Here is a 15,461-nt window from a genome sequence, read left to right as displayed (position 1 = left end):
TAAATGCAAAATAACTATATAAAATTAATAGGCTTACATATATTAATAGGGGTTTTAATCTTCTATTCAAGAACCTTAGGTAATCTTTATTTTTATAGTATAGTTTTCTATTTTTTTTATAGAATAATAAGTGCAAAACCATATTTAAAGTCTTTTGAAGTTGTAAGGGCTTGTGCTTATATTATTGGAGCAGAGGTAATCCTTCGTATGACTAATAGCGGACCTTTTTATGAGGCAAGTAAATATCTTGTTATAATATTCACGATTTTAGGGTTGTTTTATAGTGGCTTTAATAAAAAAGCTTCACCGTACTTACTTTATATATTATTATTAATTCCAAGTATTTATCTGTCGTTATATTTGTTAGATATTAGTGGTAATGTGAGAAAAGCCATAGCTTTTAATTTAAGTGGTCCGGTTTGTTTAGGTGTTTCAGCTTTATTATGTTATGACTTGTCCATTACAAAAAAACAACTTGAGTCTATAGTTAACTTTATTGTTTTTCCATTAATAAGCACTTTGGTCTTTGTTATTATGTATAATCCAAATGTCGCAGCAGTATCTTCAGGAACAGGCTCTAATTTTGATACCTCAGGAGGTTTTGGTCCTAATCAAATGTCTACAGTGTTAGGGTTAGGTTTTTTTTTAATGACAGTTCGTTTTTTTTATTTTAGTAAAACAAAATTCGTAAAGTATTTAGACCTATTTTTAATCTTAATATTCGCTTTTAGGGCAATCGTAACTTTTAGTAGAGGAGGTGTATATACAGCCATATTGATGATTTTGTTTTTTATTATTTTTCAATATAAATCCATGGATGAAAAAAATAAAAAAAGGATGATAACTTCTATTTTTTTATTTTTAAGTATTACAGTTTTGACATGGATTATTTCGACTGATCAAACTAATGGCATGATTGAAAAACGATATTCTAATCAAAATGCTATGGGTCATGAAAAAAGTGATGTAACAACAGGTCGAGGTGACTTATTTTTAGCTGAATTTGAAGAATTTATTGCTAATCCTTTTTTAGGTGTAGGCGTTGGACGAGTAAAAGATTTGCGTTTTCAGAGAACAGGTATACATGCAGCGTCACATAATGAGATAAGTCGTATCATTTCAGAGCATGGCTTATTAGGTGTTTTAGCGTTAAGTATACTATTGTTAGTGCCTTTGTTTTATAGATTAAAAAATAGGAATAATGTTTTATTTTTTTCTTTCTATTTGTTTTGGTTACTTACAATAAATCATTCTGCGATGCGAATTGCTGCACCAGCCTTTATTTATGCATTAAGTTTATTACATATTATAAATGACAAACCTAGTATACATAGGCAACAAATTAATTAGTTCAGGTAAAACAGCTACAACCATTGATACTTTAGGTACAAGTCTTGAAGCATCTGGTTTTAAAATAACTTATGCCTCTAGTTATAAAAATATCTTTTTGAGATTAATCCATATGCTATGGACCGTTTTTAAACACAGACAATCCACCGACTATGTATTAATCGATACATACAGTACGCTAAATTTTTATTACGCCTACGCTGTAAGTAAGTTATGTCAAATTTTAGATTTAAAATATATACCTATTTTACACGGAGGGAATTTACCTATTCGGCTTACTAAAAATCCTAAATTAAGTGCTACTATCTTTAAAAATGCATATGTTAATATTGCACCTTCAAATTATATTAAAGCATCTTTTAATGAAAAAGGTTATATAAATGTAGAAGTGATACCAAATAGTATTGACATTAAAAATTATCCTTTTTTAGTTAGAGAAATAGATACCATAGATCTACTTTGGGTACGCTCTTTTTCAAACTTGTACAATCCAAAATTAGCAATCAATGTCTTTTCTGAATTAAAGAAAAAAGGTTACAATTGTTCGTTGTGCATGGTTGGTCCTGACAATGATGGCAGTTTACAAGAAGTTAAAAAATATGCCAACAATCTAGGTTTAGAGGTATCCTTTACAGGGAAATTGACTAAAGAAGAATGGATTGCTTTATCTAAAAATTACAATGTATTTATTAATACCACTAATTTTGATAATACACCTGTAAGCGTTATCGAAGCTATGGCTTTAGGGTTGCCTATAGTGTCAACACATGTAGGTGGTTTACCTTTTTTAATTGATAATACTATTGATGGACAATTAGTGCCTCCAAATGATGTCAAGGCATTTGCTAAAGCCTTATTATATTATAAGAACAATCCAAAATGGACACAATCTGTAGTTACTTCTGCAAGGAATAAAGCAGAACAATTTGATTGGAATACCGTTAAACAAAAATGGATTAGCACTTTAAAGTAAAAAACTTGGTTTAAAACATTTACTTGTTATCTTTGAAATAATTCTACCAACCAGTAACAATGAATACAAGTAGTGGTATCCACTTTGAAATTTCTGAACGTAAAATACTATTGCGTTTATTTGATTTACTTTTTATAGGCTTATCACTATTTACAGTAAGCACTTTTTTTGACTTTGACTATTTTAAAGTGTATGACCAACATTGGACCTGGTTTATTGTGCTTGCTATTTATATTACCGTTTTTGGAACAGTCTTGGAACTGTATGATTTGCAAAAATCAAGTCGATTAGACACGGTTTTAGGTACGGTTTTACTTACCACTTCTGTGACCGTTTTATTTTATCTTTTAACTCCGTTTTACACACCATCATTACCCGAAAATAGATTACAAATACTTTACTTTTATTTGGCTATTTTATTTGGTTTATATTTTTGGAGATGGGCTTACATAACATTTATTTCTTCTCCTAGGTTTTTTAAAAGGGTGCTTTTAGTTGGCGAAATTTCTAATATTAAAACCATTGTTGACGCTTTTGCTAGTGCTGATCCTAATTATAAGATTATTGGTTTTATTAATTGTGAAATAAGTAAAAAAGACACTATAAAATATAAAGGGTTAAAGGAATACGAGCCTTCTAAAATGCATCAGATAATCAAAGATGAAAATATATCTGAAGTCGTAATTGCAAGCTATAATTCAGAAAACATTACTTCTAATATATATTCCGATTTAATTACTTTATTAGAAAAAGGGTTTCCAATAAAAGAGTATACTCAGGTTTATGAAGATATAACCTATCGTGTTCCTGTACAGTTCGTTGGGAAGGATTTTTATAAATATTTTCCATTTAGCCGAAACAATAAAAATAAATTATATTTAGCCTACAGACGTCTTTTTGATATTTTGTTATCACTAGTTGGTTTGTTTTTAGGATTACTAATTTTGCCTTTTATTTTAATTGGTAATGCTTTGGGTAATAGAGGTGCGTTATTTTACACTCAAGAACGTGTTGGAAAAAACGGAATCCCTTTCAAGATTTTTAAGTATAGGACTATGGTTAAAAATGCAGAAGCAGCAGGAGCTGTTTGGGCAACAAAAAATGATACTAGAATTACAGCTTTTGGTAAGTTTTTAAGAGTTACTAGATTGGACGAAATACCACAATTTTTAAATATTTTAAAAGGTGATATGAGTTTGATTGGTCCTAGACCAGAGCGTCCTTATTTTGTAGACGAATTGTCCCAAGTCATTCCTTTTTACGAAACCAGACATATCGTTAAACCAGGACTAACAGGTTGGGCTCAGGTTAAAGCACGCTATGGTTCAAGCGTTGATGATAGTTTATTAAAATTACAATATGATTTGTACTATATTAAGCATAGAGGCTTTTTATTAGACATCAATATTATAGTTAAAACGTTAAGTACTGTCATCTTTTTTAGAGGACAATAATTAGGCTTTATTTTTGGATAATTTATAAAACCTTAAAAGGTATATATACCTAACTGCTAACGCTAGTAATAAAGGTGCTAAAGCAGGAGCAAAGCGTTGCACACCTATAGTCCAATGCATCACAATCAAGCATAACATTAAAATTGAAAATTTAATATAAGCTATAAACCATTTTTTAGGACTAGTCTTTAAAATTTGTAGGATAGAAAACAGACTTAAAGGAAAAGCCCACAATAAATTGTAGTTGTAAGTAGTACCTGTATGATCTGTTGCAAACCATAATAAAAATAGTAAAATACCTATTAGTCCTGTGACTGTAAATAGGGCTAAATCTAACCCTTTGTTTCTAGCGTAATTTTTATTATCGCTATAGGTTATATAAAGAATAACCAATGCTAAAACCAATGTTAACAGTAATGGACTAGTTAGAAAAAAGCTGTTTTTATTTTCGTTTTCTCCTTTTTTAGTAAAGATTGTTTTAGATGCAGTAACCAATTTTTCTTTCGAATCCTTTAAAGTAGCAAGCTCAAAAAACTGATTAACTTTTTCAGGTAAAAAAAGCTGTTCTCTTGGCGTTGCTTGTCTATCAATTATAGACCCTAATGCAATATCTATCCCAAAGCTTCCCCAAGTATTCCAATATAAATTATGGTCAATTAATTGTCTAAAAGTTTGCTGTTTATAGTCTTCTGGTAGGTTATACTCTAGATTTCCATCTAAAGTAGTTTCAATGACATCTCTTATTTTAGTGGCGCAATTATCATAAAAAAAATCATACAGGTAAGCTCCTTGATCTTTCTTATAATTAGCCTCTAAATAATCATATAATTGCTTGGTTTCAGCTTGAGTTAAGCGCAGTTGTTGCTCTTTTATTGTGCGATTTTCACTAATATAAAACGCTATAAAGTTTTTATAATTGGATTTACCTTGTAGATAGTTAAGTTTTCCTCTAGCAAAATCTAAATAAAAATTTGGATCGTCAAAATTATACCTGCCAAAGTCATATGCAATATCAGCAAATCGGGATTTAATACGGATGGCATTATGCCCAAAAGCATCGTTTAAGTTACTACCTGGTCCAAATGTGATAACACTTACTGTGGTGTCCTGGGATAAAGGTATTGCTTGTGTAAATCCTGTAGTTGTACTAAGTACAAAAACAATGTATAATAATAGTCTCATGCTACAAAGATAACTTATCTAAAAACGCTAAAATCTAGTTTTAACGAAAATACATTAGAATACAAAGCAACGCTTTGATCACCAATATCTGTAAACGCGTAATCTACTTGGATGCCTTTATATTTAAAACCGACACCAAAACTTGGTTGAAACGTTAAATCTTCAGAGTTGTCTATCTGTAATTCATTTTGAAAATTACCAACACCTGTTCTAAGATAAATCATATCAATATAGCCAAACTCTAAGCCTAAAGCAGGATTTATACTCGCAAAAGAGGTTGATATAACATCATTATTTTGCTCAAATCTTACGTTTAAGTCTAGCTCTGCTTCCAGCGTATAATCATAATGAAAACGATATAATTTAGCTACACCTAATTGTAATTTTGGTATTGTAATCTCTGTAGTTTCTGGTAGTTCTTGATTTTGACCTTCTACTGCATTTTGGACTTTAGCAAATTCATCTTCATTAATTGTCCAAGCATTAAAAGTTGTGGTAATGTCACGTGCCATGATACCAAACTTCCAATTATTGTCACTTTCAAATTGAATAGCAGCATCCAAACCAAAACCCCAACTTGAAGCAAAGTCTCCTATTATACGTCTAACAATTTTAGCATTAACACCATAACTTAATCCTTCTAGCGGTAAGTCTCTAGCGTAAGATAAAGTTAAACCATAATCTGCTGTAGAAAATAAGCTGATTCGGTCATAGTTAACATTACCTTGTTCATCTATAAGCTGTGTAGTATCTAGGATATCATCCACAGCAAAACGTATTAAAGAGATTCCGAAAGCACTATTATCATCTAAAGGCATTGCAAAAGCTGCATAGTCATAATTTGCAATATTAGCAAAGTAACTAGAGTGCATTAAGGCTAATTGATTGTCTTCTAGTTTAATTAATCCAGCAGGATTCCAATAGCCAGAATTTACATCGTTGGTTCTAGCAACGGTAGCATTGCTCATCCCTAAAGCAGCTGCATCCACACCAATATTCATAAATTCGTTTGAATATTTTCGGGTTTGAGCAAAAGAGAATGAGACACTCAGTAATAAAAAGGCTAGTAAACTTACTTTCAATTTCAATTTTTTTTACAAAGATGCTATAATTTTTCTATATATTAAACTTCAATTTTAATACTATATTGCATAGTGTTTGGAATAGACACAAATACTTTGTTATTTTTACAAAAAACTAACTGATGAACATCAAAGCTTTTATACCAAATTTTATCACACTTCTAAATTTATTTAGCGGAAGTGTGGCAGTCATATTTGCTGTTAATAACCACTTTATTTTTGCTGCCTTTTTTGTGTTTTTAGGCATCTTTTTTGATTTTTTTGATGGTTTGTTAGCAAGAAAGTTAAATGTGCAAAGCGATTTAGGTTTGCAATTAGATAGTTTGGCAGATATGGTAACTAGTGGATTAGTACCAGGAATAGTAGTTTTTAAACTGTTAGAATTAGCTAGTAATAGTAAAGCAGTAACATCCATTGATGAGTGGTCAGAAACTATGCAATGGACAGGCTATACCTTTAACTTATTACCATTTATTGGGCTGTTTATAACATTAGCATCTGCTTATAGATTGGCTCGTTTTAATCTTGACGAAGAACAACAAAGCTATTTTAAAGGACTTCCAACTCCTGCTAATGCCTTACTAATTTTATCATTACCGTTAATTTTAGAATTTCAGAATAATGATTTAATAAATAGTATTATACTTAATAAATGGTTTTTAATTGTATTAACTATTTTAAGTTGTTACATATTAAATTCATCTGTAAAACTATTTGCTTTAAAATTTAAAAACTGGAGTTTTAAGTCAAATGCAGTACGTTACATTTTTATAATCTTAAGTATTGTGCTTTTAGTGGTGTTGCATTTTGCAGCTATCCCTTTAATAATAATACTATACATATTACTATCCTTATTTAATAACATCAATTAATACCCACTATGCTAGAAATTATTTTTACGCTTTTAATGCTTGTTTTGTTGCAGGCTGTTTTAGGATTTGATAACTTATTATATATCTCTTTAGAGTCAAAAAAAGCACCAGAATCTGAACAAAAGCGTGTTAGAAAAGTTGGTATTTTAATTGCGATTGTTTTACGTATCATATTATTGTTTGTATTAGTATCGATAATTGATTTTTTTAAAGAGCCTTTTTCGTTTATGACAGGTGAATTAGGTAATGTCGCTAGCTTTGCTTTTAATGGACACAGTTTAATTGTATTAGCTGGAGGAGGTTTTATTATTTATACAGCTATAAAAGAAATTTGGCACATGATTGGCGCTCATGATTTAGATCATGATATTGAAGGTGATGGCACTAGAGGTAAGTCTGCAAGTGCTGTTATAACCAGTATTGTAATAATGAATTTAGTATTCTCTTTTGATTCTATTTTAGCAGCCATAGGGTTAACAAGTGATATTGAAAACGCTACAACAGCTTTTATTGTAATGGCTATTGCTATTGTAATTAGCGGATTATTAATGTTGTTTTTGGCAGATCGAATCTCAGTGTTTTTAGCAAAAAACCGAATGTATGAAGTGCTTGGGTTGTTTATCCTATTTATTGTAGGTATAATGTTAGTTACCGAAGGTGGACATTTAGCACACTTAAAGCTATTTGGAAACCCAATTGAGTCTATGAGTAAAACAACCTTCTATTTTGTGTTATTTATTTTAATTATTGTAGATGTTGTGCAAGGTCGTTATCAAAAGAAGATATTGGCAGAGAATGCCAAGATTAAAGCTAAGTCTGAAGAAAAAATATAGTGACATAAATGGTCATTAAATACTAAAAGCCCAATTGAATTTTCAATTGGGCTTTTATTTATAAATTATTTATTTACAATATTCAGATTAATCTCTAATCTTCTTTTTACGTAATTCAAAATTCTGACCTAAGTATACTTTTCGTACCATTTCGTCATTAGCTAATTCTTCAGGTTCTCCTGCTTTTAAAATACTTCCTTCAAACATTAAATAAGTTCTATCTGTAATAGCTAACGTTTCTTGTACGTTGTGGTCAGTAATTAATATACCAATGTTCTTTTTGGTTAATTGCGCTACAATACGTTGTATATCTTCCACTGCAACTGGATCTACTCCAGCAAATGGTTCGTCTAATAAAATAAAGCTTGGATTAGTTGCTAAGGCACGTGCAATTTCGGTACGACGACGTTCTCCTCCAGATAATAAATCACCTCTACTTTTTCTAATATGACCTAAACTAAACTCTTCAATTAATGCTTCCATCCTGTGCAATTGTTCTTTTTTGCTCAGTTTGGTCATTTGTAAAACACTTAAAATATTGTCTTCAATACTTAGTTTTCTAAATACAGATGCTTCTTGTGCTAGATAACCAATACCATTTTGTGCACGTTTATACATAGGGTAATTGGTAATGTTAGTGTCATCCAAATAGATGTTTCCAGCATTTGGTTTTACTAAACCAACAGTCATATAAAATGATGTTGTTTTTCCTGCACCATTAGGACCTAAAAGCCCAACAATTTCACCTTGACTAACTTCAAGAGATACGTCTTTTACAACTTTACGTCCACTGTAGGACTTCATTAAATGTTCGGCTCTTAGCTTCATTTGGTGTGTTTAATTGTCCTAAAAATAAGCATTTCAATATAACTTATTAAAAAGGCGCTTTAATTTATATAAAGTTTAACCTTGTTGGTCTTGATCCTGTGCTTCTAAAGCTTCCCAAAACTCATACGCACGTCTTAAATGTGGGATCACTATAGTACCACCAATTAATGTAGCAATACTTAAGGTTTCCATTACTTGCTCTTTAGACAAACCTTCTTTATAACTTGACTCTAAATGGTATTTAATACAATCATCACAACGTAAAACGGTAGAGGCTACTAAACCTAATAGCTCTTTAGTTTTTACGTCCAATGCACCTTCAGTAAAAGCATTAGTGTCTAAATTAAAAATACGTTTGATTATTTTATTGTTATCGCCTAGAATTTTATCATTCATTTTTTCGCGATAGTCGTTAAATTCTTTAACTAGTTCTGACATCTTTTTTTTGTTTTTTATTTTCGTTTTTCACTACAATTCGAGAGATATGAATACTGACTTCATACAAAATTAGTACAGGTATCGCTACAATTATTTGACTTGCTACATCTGGAGGTGTTATGACTGCAGATAAAATTAGAACTATAACTAAAGCAAATTTTCTATATTTTTTTAAAAACTGAGGCGTTACCAAACCAACTTTAGTTAAAAAGTAGATTAATATTGGTAGCTCAAATATTATTCCAGACGCTAAAACAGACGCTCTGATTAACCCAACGTATGATGAAATATCAATCTCGTTGGATACTTCTGTACTTACGGAGTAGGTTCCTAAAAAGTTTATGGATAAAGGTGTTATAATGTAGTATCCAAATAACACACCCATAAAAAACAGTAAAGAAGATATTATAATAAAACCTGTAGATGTACGACGTTCTTTAGAGGTTAAACCAGGACTAATAAATCGCCATAATTGGTAAATTACATAAGGGAATGCTACAATAAATCCAGCATAAATGGACGTCCATATATGAATAGAAAACTGTCCAGCCATTTCACGGTTTTGTATTATAAACGGAAACGAATCTGCACAAAAACTCATGTCATCCAATCCAAAAAATTTAGACATTTCACATAACCATTGGTAAGTGGGAAACGTCATTTTTTGAGGTGCAAATAGGATGCTATCAAATAGTATACTTGGAAAACAAAAAGCGATTGTACCACAAATAACTACAGCAGATACAATCCTAATTAAATGCCATCTTAAATCTTCAAGATGATCTAAAAAAGACATCTCGTTTACATTTTTTTTTGCCATTATAAAATTCCTTCTCTTATTAAATCGTGGATATGCACAACACCAGCGTACTTGCCATCTTTTTGCACAAGTAATTGAGAAATACCATAGGTCTCTAAAACCTCCATAGCATCAATAGCCATAGCGTCTTCTTCGATACGTTTAGGATTGGCACTCATAATATCTTTAGCAGTTAAGTCGCTAAAGTTATCCACTTTGCTTAGCATTCGTCTTAAATCACCATCAGTAATTATTCCGACAATTTTTTTGTTTTCAGTGACAGCTGTAACACCTAGCATTTTTTCAGAAATTTCAACAATTACCTGTTTAATGTTAGTGTCTAAAGTTACTTCTGGTTTTTGATTAACAGAAGAAATATCCTGAACTCTTAAATATAATTTTTTACCCAATGCACCACCTGGATGATATTTAGCAAAATCTTTGCTAGAAAACCCTCTTAATTCTAAAAGGCTAACTGCTAATGCGTCACCCAATACTAGTTGTGCAGTAGTACTGGTTGTTGGTGCTAAATTGTTTGGGCAAGCTTCTTTCTCTACAAATGCATTTAAAACAAAATCCGCTTGCTGGCCTAAAAATGAATCTTTATTACCAGTTATAGCAATCATTTTATTTTTTGCATTTTTAATTAATGGTACCAAAACTTTAATTTCTGGTGTGTTTCCACTTTTAGAAATGCAAATCACCACATCATCCTGAAGTATTAATCCTAAGTCACCATGGATAGCATCTGCAGCATGCATAAATACAGCAGGAGTACCAGTCGAGTTTAGCGTAGCCACTATTTTTGTTGCTATAATAGCACTTTTTCCTATACCAGTAATTATGACTCTACCCTTAGAATTATAAATCAATTCCACAGCTTCAGCAAAGTCGTTATCAATTAAATTTGATAAATTTAATATGGACTGTCCTTCAAGTTTAATAGTTTCTTTGGCACTACTAATAATGGAAGCTTTTGTTTTCAATGTGTTTATTTTTTTTGGTTTATAAAGATTTTACTATCTTTAGTCTTAATCTAAATCACCTTAAGATTATTAGATTAATAATTTCGACAAATTTAGCGAAAAAATTGAGAGGGGAATTCAATTCTTAGCAACTATTTATAGTTTGTCAAAAGTATGTAAGTGTAAATAATTAATTAAATACGAAAGTTATACATAGTGAAAAGCGATTTGCATTCAGCACTAAAAAAATACTTTGGCTTTGGCGAGTTTAAAGGACTTCAAGAACAAGTCATTAAAAGTATCCTAGAACAAAAAAATACATTTGTAATAATGCCTACAGGTGGTGGTAAAAGTTTATGCTACCAATTACCTGCATTAATGCAAGAAGGTACAGCTATAGTTGTGTCTCCTTTAATAGCATTAATGAAAAATCAGGTTGATGCAATCAGAGGTGTCTCCAATGAAAATGGTGTGGCTCATGTTTTAAATTCATCTTTAAATAAGACTGAAATTAAACAAGTCAAAGAAGACATTACAAATGGTATTACAAAATTATTATATGTAGCACCAGAATCCTTAACTAAAGAAGAAAATGTAGAGTTTTTGCGTACGGTAAAAATTTCTTTCATGGCAGTGGATGAAGCTCATTGTATTAGTGAATGGGGTCACGATTTTAGACCAGAATACCGTAATTTAAGATCTATAATTAGACGTATAGGAGATAATATTCCCATAATTGGTCTAACAGCTACTGCAACACCTAAGGTACAAGAAGATATCCTGAAAAACTTAGGGATGAATGACGCTAACACTTTTAAAGCCTCATTTAATAGACCTAATTTATATTACGAGATACGTCCAAAAACTAAAAATGTAGATGCTGATATTATTCGCTTTGTAAAGCAAAACGAAGGTAAATCCGGAATCATATATTGTTTAAGTCGTAAACGTGTAGAGGAGTTGTCTCAAGTGTTACAAGTTAATGGGATTAAAGCGGTACCATATCACGCAGGTTTGGATGCTAAAAAAAGATCCAATCACCAAGATATGTTTTTAATGGAAGATATTGACGTGGTAGTTGCAACCATAGCTTTTGGTATGGGAATAGACAAACCAGATGTAAGATTTGTAATTCATCACGATATTCCTAAAAGTATAGAAAGCTATTACCAAGAAACTGGTCGTGCAGGACGAGATGGAGGAGAAGGTCATTGTTTAGCTTATTATGCCTATAAGGATATAGAAAAGTTAGAGAAGTTTATGTCAGGTAAACCTGTAGCAGAGCAAGAAATTGGTCAAGCACTATTGCAAGAGGTAGTCGCTTTCGCGGAAACTTCAATATCAAGACGTAAATTCATATTGCATTATTTTGGTGAGTCATTTGATAACAAAACAGGTGAAGGTGGAGATATGGATGATAATATGCGTCATCCAAAGGAAAAACAAGAAGCTAAAGATGATGTAAAACTTGTCCTAGAAATTGTCGATGCTACCAATGAAAAATATAAGGCTAAAGAGTTAGTAAACGTTATTGTAGGTAAATCTAACGCGTTAATTAGCTCTCATAAAACCGACGATCAACCCTTTTTTGGTAAAGGAAAAGATAAAGATAAATCCTATTGGATGGCTTTAACACGACAAATATTAGTATCAGGATCTTTAAAAAAGGATATTGAAACCTATGGTGTCATTAAGCTTACAGCTAAAGGAAAAGAGTTTATAAAAAATCCTGAATCATTCATGATGACTAAAGATCATGAGTTTGGTGACGAGTCAGACAATACTATAATCACTGCAGAAAGTGGTGGTGGAGCAGTAGTGGATGAGGCATTAATGAAAATGCTTAAAGACTTAAGAAAAACTAATGCTAAAAAATTAGGTGTACCTCCTTTTGTTATATTTCAAGATCCATCCTTAGAGGATATGGCTTTAAAATATCCAGTATCTGTGGAAGAGCTATCTAACGTTCATGGTGTTGGAGAAGGGAAAGCTAAAAAGTATGGTAAAGATTTTGTCGCGCTTATTGCAAGATATGTAGAAGATAACGACGTTGTAAGACCAGATGATTTAGTGGTTAAATCTACAGGTAGCAACTCTGCACTTAAATTATATATCATACAAAATGTGGACAGAAAATTACCATTAACAGATATTGCATCTGCTAAAGGAATGGAAATGTCTGCATTTATTAAAGAAATGGAAGCTATTGTCTTTTCAGGAACAAAACTAAATATTGATTACTGGATTAATGATATTTTAGATGAAGACCAACAAGAAGAAATCCATGATTATTTTATGGAGTCACAAACAGATAAGATTGACGTTGCAATAGACGAGTTTGATGGAGATTATGATGATGAAGAGTTACGATTATATCGTATTAAATTTATAAGTGAAGTCGCAAACTAATTATAATACCAATAAACACTGTATTAAAGACCTAACAAGTTAATTTGTTAGGTCTTTTTTGTTTTCTTCTGCTATTTGTAATTCATCTAACCCTTCTATCGCAAGCGGTATAAAAGTAATGGAGTGTTTTTTTACTTGTAGTGTTATATTTTTGATTTCAGATCGTTTAATATTTTCGGCAGCTTCTTTTTCAATTTCAAAATCTATTCTAGTAACATAACCATCAAAAACACCCATGTTTTCAGACTCAAACTCATCCATGTCTGATTTTAAATCTAAAGTGTGATTGTTGTTAACCATTAAAAGTCTAGCGCCTTTTTTTGCTTTAATATTTAGTTTTCCAACAATAAAAGTTTGTAAAAAATAATAACCACCAAGCTCTGCATAACCTGCATAAATCACATTTTGATCTGCAATAGCTACAGGTTGGTCTTCACTATGCTTTAAAATAGCCTCAATATAATTGGAATCAGCTAATTGGTTGCTTTTTGATTTTTTATCATTACCTCCAAATAGCTTATTAAATACACCCATAATAATTTTTTATTTTTCAAATCTAACAAAATTTAGTAAAACAGGATTGGATAAAAAAAATCATCTGTCATTACTTATTACTTTTAACTTCTTTATATCTTTGCAGTTCATTAAAAAACAATGTAATGCAAGACGGTTTATACGCAAAATTTAATACGAATAAAGGCGAAATTTTAGTCGCTTTAGAATTTGAGAAAACTCCTGGAACAGTTGGTAACTTTGTTGCTTTAGCTGAAGGTAACATGGAAAACGATGTTAAACCACAAGGGACACCTTATTACGATGGATTAAAGTTTCATAGAGTAATTGATAATTTTATGATCCAAGGAGGTTGTCCACAAGGTAGCGGATCAGGTAATCCAGGATATAAGTTTGATGACGAGTTTCACCCAGATTTAAAGCATAGTGGACCTGGAATATTAAGTATGGCAAATGCTGGACCTGGTACTAACGGAAGTCAGTTTTTTATTACTCATGTTGCTACAGATTGGTTAGATGGTAACCATACTGTTTTTGGAAACGTAGTAAAGGGACAAGACATTGTTGATGCTATTGCACAAGGAGATAAGATTGAAACTTTAGAAATTGTTAGAGTTGGTGCTGATGCAGAAAACTTTAATGCAATTGAAGCCTTTAGAACATTTGAAGGTGCAAGAGAAAAACGTGTAGCTGCAGAACGTGAAGCTAAACGTGCAGAATTAGATAAATTAGCTGCAGGTTTTGAAGAAACTAAAAGCGGTTTACGTTACCAAATTATCCAAAAAGGTAGTGGTAAAAAAGCTGAAAAAGGTAATCAAGTTTCTGTACACTATAAAGGACAATTAGCAGATGGAACTGTTTTTGATAGTTCTTACAAGCGTAATCAACCTTTAGATTTTCAAGTAGGAGTTGGTCAAGTTATTTCTGGATGGGATGAAGGGATTCAATTATTACAAGTTGGTGATAAAGCCCGTTTTGTTATACCTTCAGATTTAGGTTATGGATCAAGAGGTGCAGGAGGAGCAATTCCACCAGATGCTGTACTTGTATTTGATGTAGAACTTGTAGACGTTAAATAATAATTAATTATTTATTTATTGTTCTATTTAGATATTCTAAAACAAAAATTATAAATATTTAAAACCTCAAAAGAGTAATATCTTTTGAGGTTTTTTAATTAAATTAATCCAATGTTAGATCAAAAATTAGAAAGGTTAAAATATCCTATCGGAAAATTTGAATGTCCATCAACAATAACGGAAGCGACTATTGATGCTTGGTTATCTATACTAAAACATTTTCCAAATAGGTTGGAGCAGTTGGTGATTAACTTGTCAGACAAGCAATTAGATACACCTTATAGGTTAGGAGGCTGGACTATTAGACAAGTAATACACCATATTGCAGACAGTCACCATCATAGTTATATAAGATTTAAATGGGCAATGACAGAAGATAACCCAGTAATAAAAGCCTATGATGAAAACACTTGGGCTTCTCAGCATGATTATAATCAGCCAATAGCGCTATCTCTATTACATATTAAAGTAGTACATGCTAAATTGGTGTATTATTTAAAAGGCTTAACAGCAGAACAATTGCAACGTACCTTTATTCATCCGGAAAACAATCAAATGATAGCTTTAGATAAAAATTTAGGTAATTATGCTTGGCATAGTAATCATCATTACGCGCATATAGAAGGTGTATTAAAAAGTAAAGGCTGGATTTAGATTAATAATTGTTTGTTTTGACTTAAAATT

15 protein-coding genes are annotated in these 15,461 nt (G+C 31.3%); 8 read left to right on the top strand and 7 right to left on the bottom strand.

The features are described 5' to 3' along the window. Nucleotides 1-3: 3 nt before the first annotated feature. From WNY60_RS09010 to WNY60_RS09000, 3 genes are read left to right on the top strand one after another with little or no spacing between them, the layout of a single operon-like run. A complete protein-coding gene (locus WNY60_RS09010) occupies nucleotides 4-1,350 on the top strand; it encodes an O-antigen ligase family protein (RefSeq protein WP_342862154.1) in 1,347 nt (448 codons plus the stop codon). Then, nucleotides 1,313-2,323, top strand: coding sequence for a glycosyltransferase family 4 protein (locus WNY60_RS09005; protein WP_342862153.1), 1,011 nt, complete (start codon nucleotides 1,313-1,315; stop codon nucleotides 2,321-2,323). Before WNY60_RS09010 ends, WNY60_RS09005 begins: the two co-directional genes overlap by 38 nt. A gap of 59 nt (nucleotides 2,324-2,382) precedes the next feature. Beyond that, complete coding sequence (locus WNY60_RS09000; protein WP_342862152.1) at nucleotides 2,383-3,777, top strand: sugar transferase; 1,395 nt, start codon at nucleotides 2,383-2,385, stop codon at nucleotides 3,775-3,777. Here WNY60_RS09000 and WNY60_RS08995 read toward each other — a convergent pair whose 3' ends face one another. Beyond that, nucleotides 3,778-4,959 carry a DUF4105 domain-containing protein gene (locus tag WNY60_RS08995; protein WP_342862151.1) on the bottom strand — a complete coding sequence of 394 codons (1,182 nt, stop codon included), beginning with the start codon at nucleotides 4,957-4,959 and terminating at the stop codon, nucleotides 3,778-3,780. Between the two features lie 14 nt (nucleotides 4,960-4,973). Further along, a complete protein-coding gene (locus WNY60_RS08990; RefSeq protein WP_342862240.1) occupies nucleotides 4,974-5,960 on the bottom strand; it encodes a PorV/PorQ family protein in 987 nt (328 codons plus the stop codon). Nucleotides 5,961-6,163: 203 nt separating this feature from the next. Here WNY60_RS08990 and WNY60_RS08985 point away from each other — a divergent pair, with 203 nt between their 5' ends. Further along, nucleotides 6,164-6,913, top strand: coding sequence for a CDP-alcohol phosphatidyltransferase family protein (locus WNY60_RS08985; protein WP_292944128.1), 750 nt, complete (start codon nucleotides 6,164-6,166; stop codon nucleotides 6,911-6,913). A gap of 8 nt (nucleotides 6,914-6,921) precedes the next feature. Beyond that, nucleotides 6,922-7,746 carry a tellurium resistance protein TerC gene (locus tag WNY60_RS08980; RefSeq protein ID WP_145000152.1) on the top strand — a complete coding sequence of 275 codons (825 nt, stop codon included), beginning with the start codon at nucleotides 6,922-6,924 and terminating at the stop codon, nucleotides 7,744-7,746. An 87-nt stretch (nucleotides 7,747-7,833) separates the two neighbouring features. On the opposite strand, the gene lptB is transcribed toward WNY60_RS08980, so the two are convergent. The 4 genes from lptB to WNY60_RS08960 form a co-directional block, all read right to left on the bottom strand. Continuing rightward, complete coding sequence (gene lptB / locus WNY60_RS08975) at nucleotides 7,834-8,574, bottom strand: LPS export ABC transporter ATP-binding protein (protein ID WP_028282850.1); 741 nt, start codon at nucleotides 8,572-8,574, stop codon at nucleotides 7,834-7,836. Between the two features lie 75 nt (nucleotides 8,575-8,649). Continuing rightward, nucleotides 8,650-9,012, bottom strand: a complete 363-nt coding sequence (locus WNY60_RS08970; protein WP_145000149.1) for a carboxymuconolactone decarboxylase family protein — start codon at nucleotides 9,010-9,012, stop codon at nucleotides 8,650-8,652. Further along, complete coding sequence (tatC, locus tag WNY60_RS08965; protein WP_145000147.1) at nucleotides 8,996-9,832, bottom strand: twin-arginine translocase subunit TatC; 837 nt, start codon at nucleotides 9,830-9,832, stop codon at nucleotides 8,996-8,998. The genes WNY60_RS08970 and tatC overlap by 17 nt, the downstream gene beginning before the upstream one ends. Continuing rightward, entirely contained in the window at nucleotides 9,832-10,797 is a 966-nt protein-coding gene (locus tag WNY60_RS08960) for a KpsF/GutQ family sugar-phosphate isomerase (protein WP_342862149.1), read from the bottom strand. The genes tatC and WNY60_RS08960 overlap by 1 nt, the downstream gene beginning before the upstream one ends. A 207-nt stretch (nucleotides 10,798-11,004) precedes the next feature. Here WNY60_RS08960 and WNY60_RS08955 point away from each other — a divergent pair, with 207 nt between their 5' ends. Further along, entirely contained in the window at nucleotides 11,005-13,185 is a 2,181-nt protein-coding gene (locus WNY60_RS08955; RefSeq protein WP_342862148.1) for an ATP-dependent DNA helicase RecQ, read from the top strand. 39 nt (nucleotides 13,186-13,224) lie between these two features. Here the strand turns inward: WNY60_RS08955 and WNY60_RS08950 are convergent, their stop codons facing one another. After that, complete coding sequence (locus WNY60_RS08950; protein WP_342862147.1) at nucleotides 13,225-13,719, bottom strand: hypothetical protein; 495 nt, start codon at nucleotides 13,717-13,719, stop codon at nucleotides 13,225-13,227. 125 nt (nucleotides 13,720-13,844) lie between these two features. Between WNY60_RS08950 and WNY60_RS08945 the strand changes: the two genes are divergently transcribed. Continuing rightward, nucleotides 13,845-14,777 (top strand): peptidylprolyl isomerase, encoded by a 933-nt coding sequence (locus tag WNY60_RS08945; protein ID WP_292944147.1) that lies wholly within the window; start codon nucleotides 13,845-13,847, stop codon nucleotides 14,775-14,777. A gap of 111 nt (nucleotides 14,778-14,888) precedes the next feature. Beyond that, nucleotides 14,889-15,431 (top strand): YfiT family bacillithiol transferase, encoded by a 543-nt coding sequence (locus WNY60_RS08940; protein ID WP_342862146.1) that lies wholly within the window; start codon nucleotides 14,889-14,891, stop codon nucleotides 15,429-15,431. Nucleotides 15,432-15,461 lie beyond the last annotated feature (30 nt).

Origin of the sequence: Olleya sp. AS48, assembly GCF_038900355.1 — a bacterium.
GTDB lineage: Bacteria > Bacteroidota > Bacteroidia > Flavobacteriales > Flavobacteriaceae > Olleya.
The sequence above is the reverse complement of the archived record's forward strand: the minus strand, read 5'-3'. Positions and strand labels throughout refer to the sequence as shown.

Bases quoted from the DNA above. Each gene is read 5' to 3' on its own strand.
- WNY60_RS09010 (WP_342862154.1), top strand. From the start codon at position 4: ATGCAAAATAACTATATAAAATTAATAGGCTTACATATATTAATAGGG.
- WNY60_RS09005 (WP_342862153.1), top strand. From the start codon at position 1,313: ATGACAAACCTAGTATACATAGGCAACAAATTAATTAGTTCAGGTAAA.
- WNY60_RS09000 (WP_342862152.1), top strand. From the start codon at position 2,383: ATGAATACAAGTAGTGGTATCCACTTTGAAATTTCTGAACGTAAAATA.
- WNY60_RS08995 (WP_342862151.1), bottom strand. From the start codon at position 4,959: ATGAGACTATTATTATACATTGTTTTTGTACTTAGTACAACTACAGGA.
- WNY60_RS08990 (WP_342862240.1), bottom strand. From the start codon at position 5,960: ATGAATATTGGTGTGGATGCAGCTGCTTTAGGGATGAGCAATGCTACC.
- WNY60_RS08985 (WP_292944128.1), top strand. From the start codon at position 6,164: ATGAACATCAAAGCTTTTATACCAAATTTTATCACACTTCTAAATTTA.
- WNY60_RS08980 (WP_145000152.1), top strand. From the start codon at position 6,922: ATGCTAGAAATTATTTTTACGCTTTTAATGCTTGTTTTGTTGCAGGCT.
- lptB (WP_028282850.1), bottom strand. From the start codon at position 8,574: ATGAAGCTAAGAGCCGAACATTTAATGAAGTCCTACAGTGGACGTAAA.
- WNY60_RS08970 (WP_145000149.1), bottom strand. From the start codon at position 9,012: ATGTCAGAACTAGTTAAAGAATTTAACGACTATCGCGAAAAAATGAAT.
- tatC (WP_145000147.1), bottom strand. From the start codon at position 9,832: ATGGCAAAAAAAAATGTAAACGAGATGTCTTTTTTAGATCATCTTGAA.
- WNY60_RS08950 (WP_342862147.1), bottom strand. From the start codon at position 13,719: ATGGGTGTATTTAATAAGCTATTTGGAGGTAATGATAAAAAATCAAAA.
- WNY60_RS08945 (WP_292944147.1), top strand. From the start codon at position 13,845: ATGCAAGACGGTTTATACGCAAAATTTAATACGAATAAAGGCGAAATT.
- WNY60_RS08940 (WP_342862146.1), top strand. From the start codon at position 14,889: ATGTTAGATCAAAAATTAGAAAGGTTAAAATATCCTATCGGAAAATTT.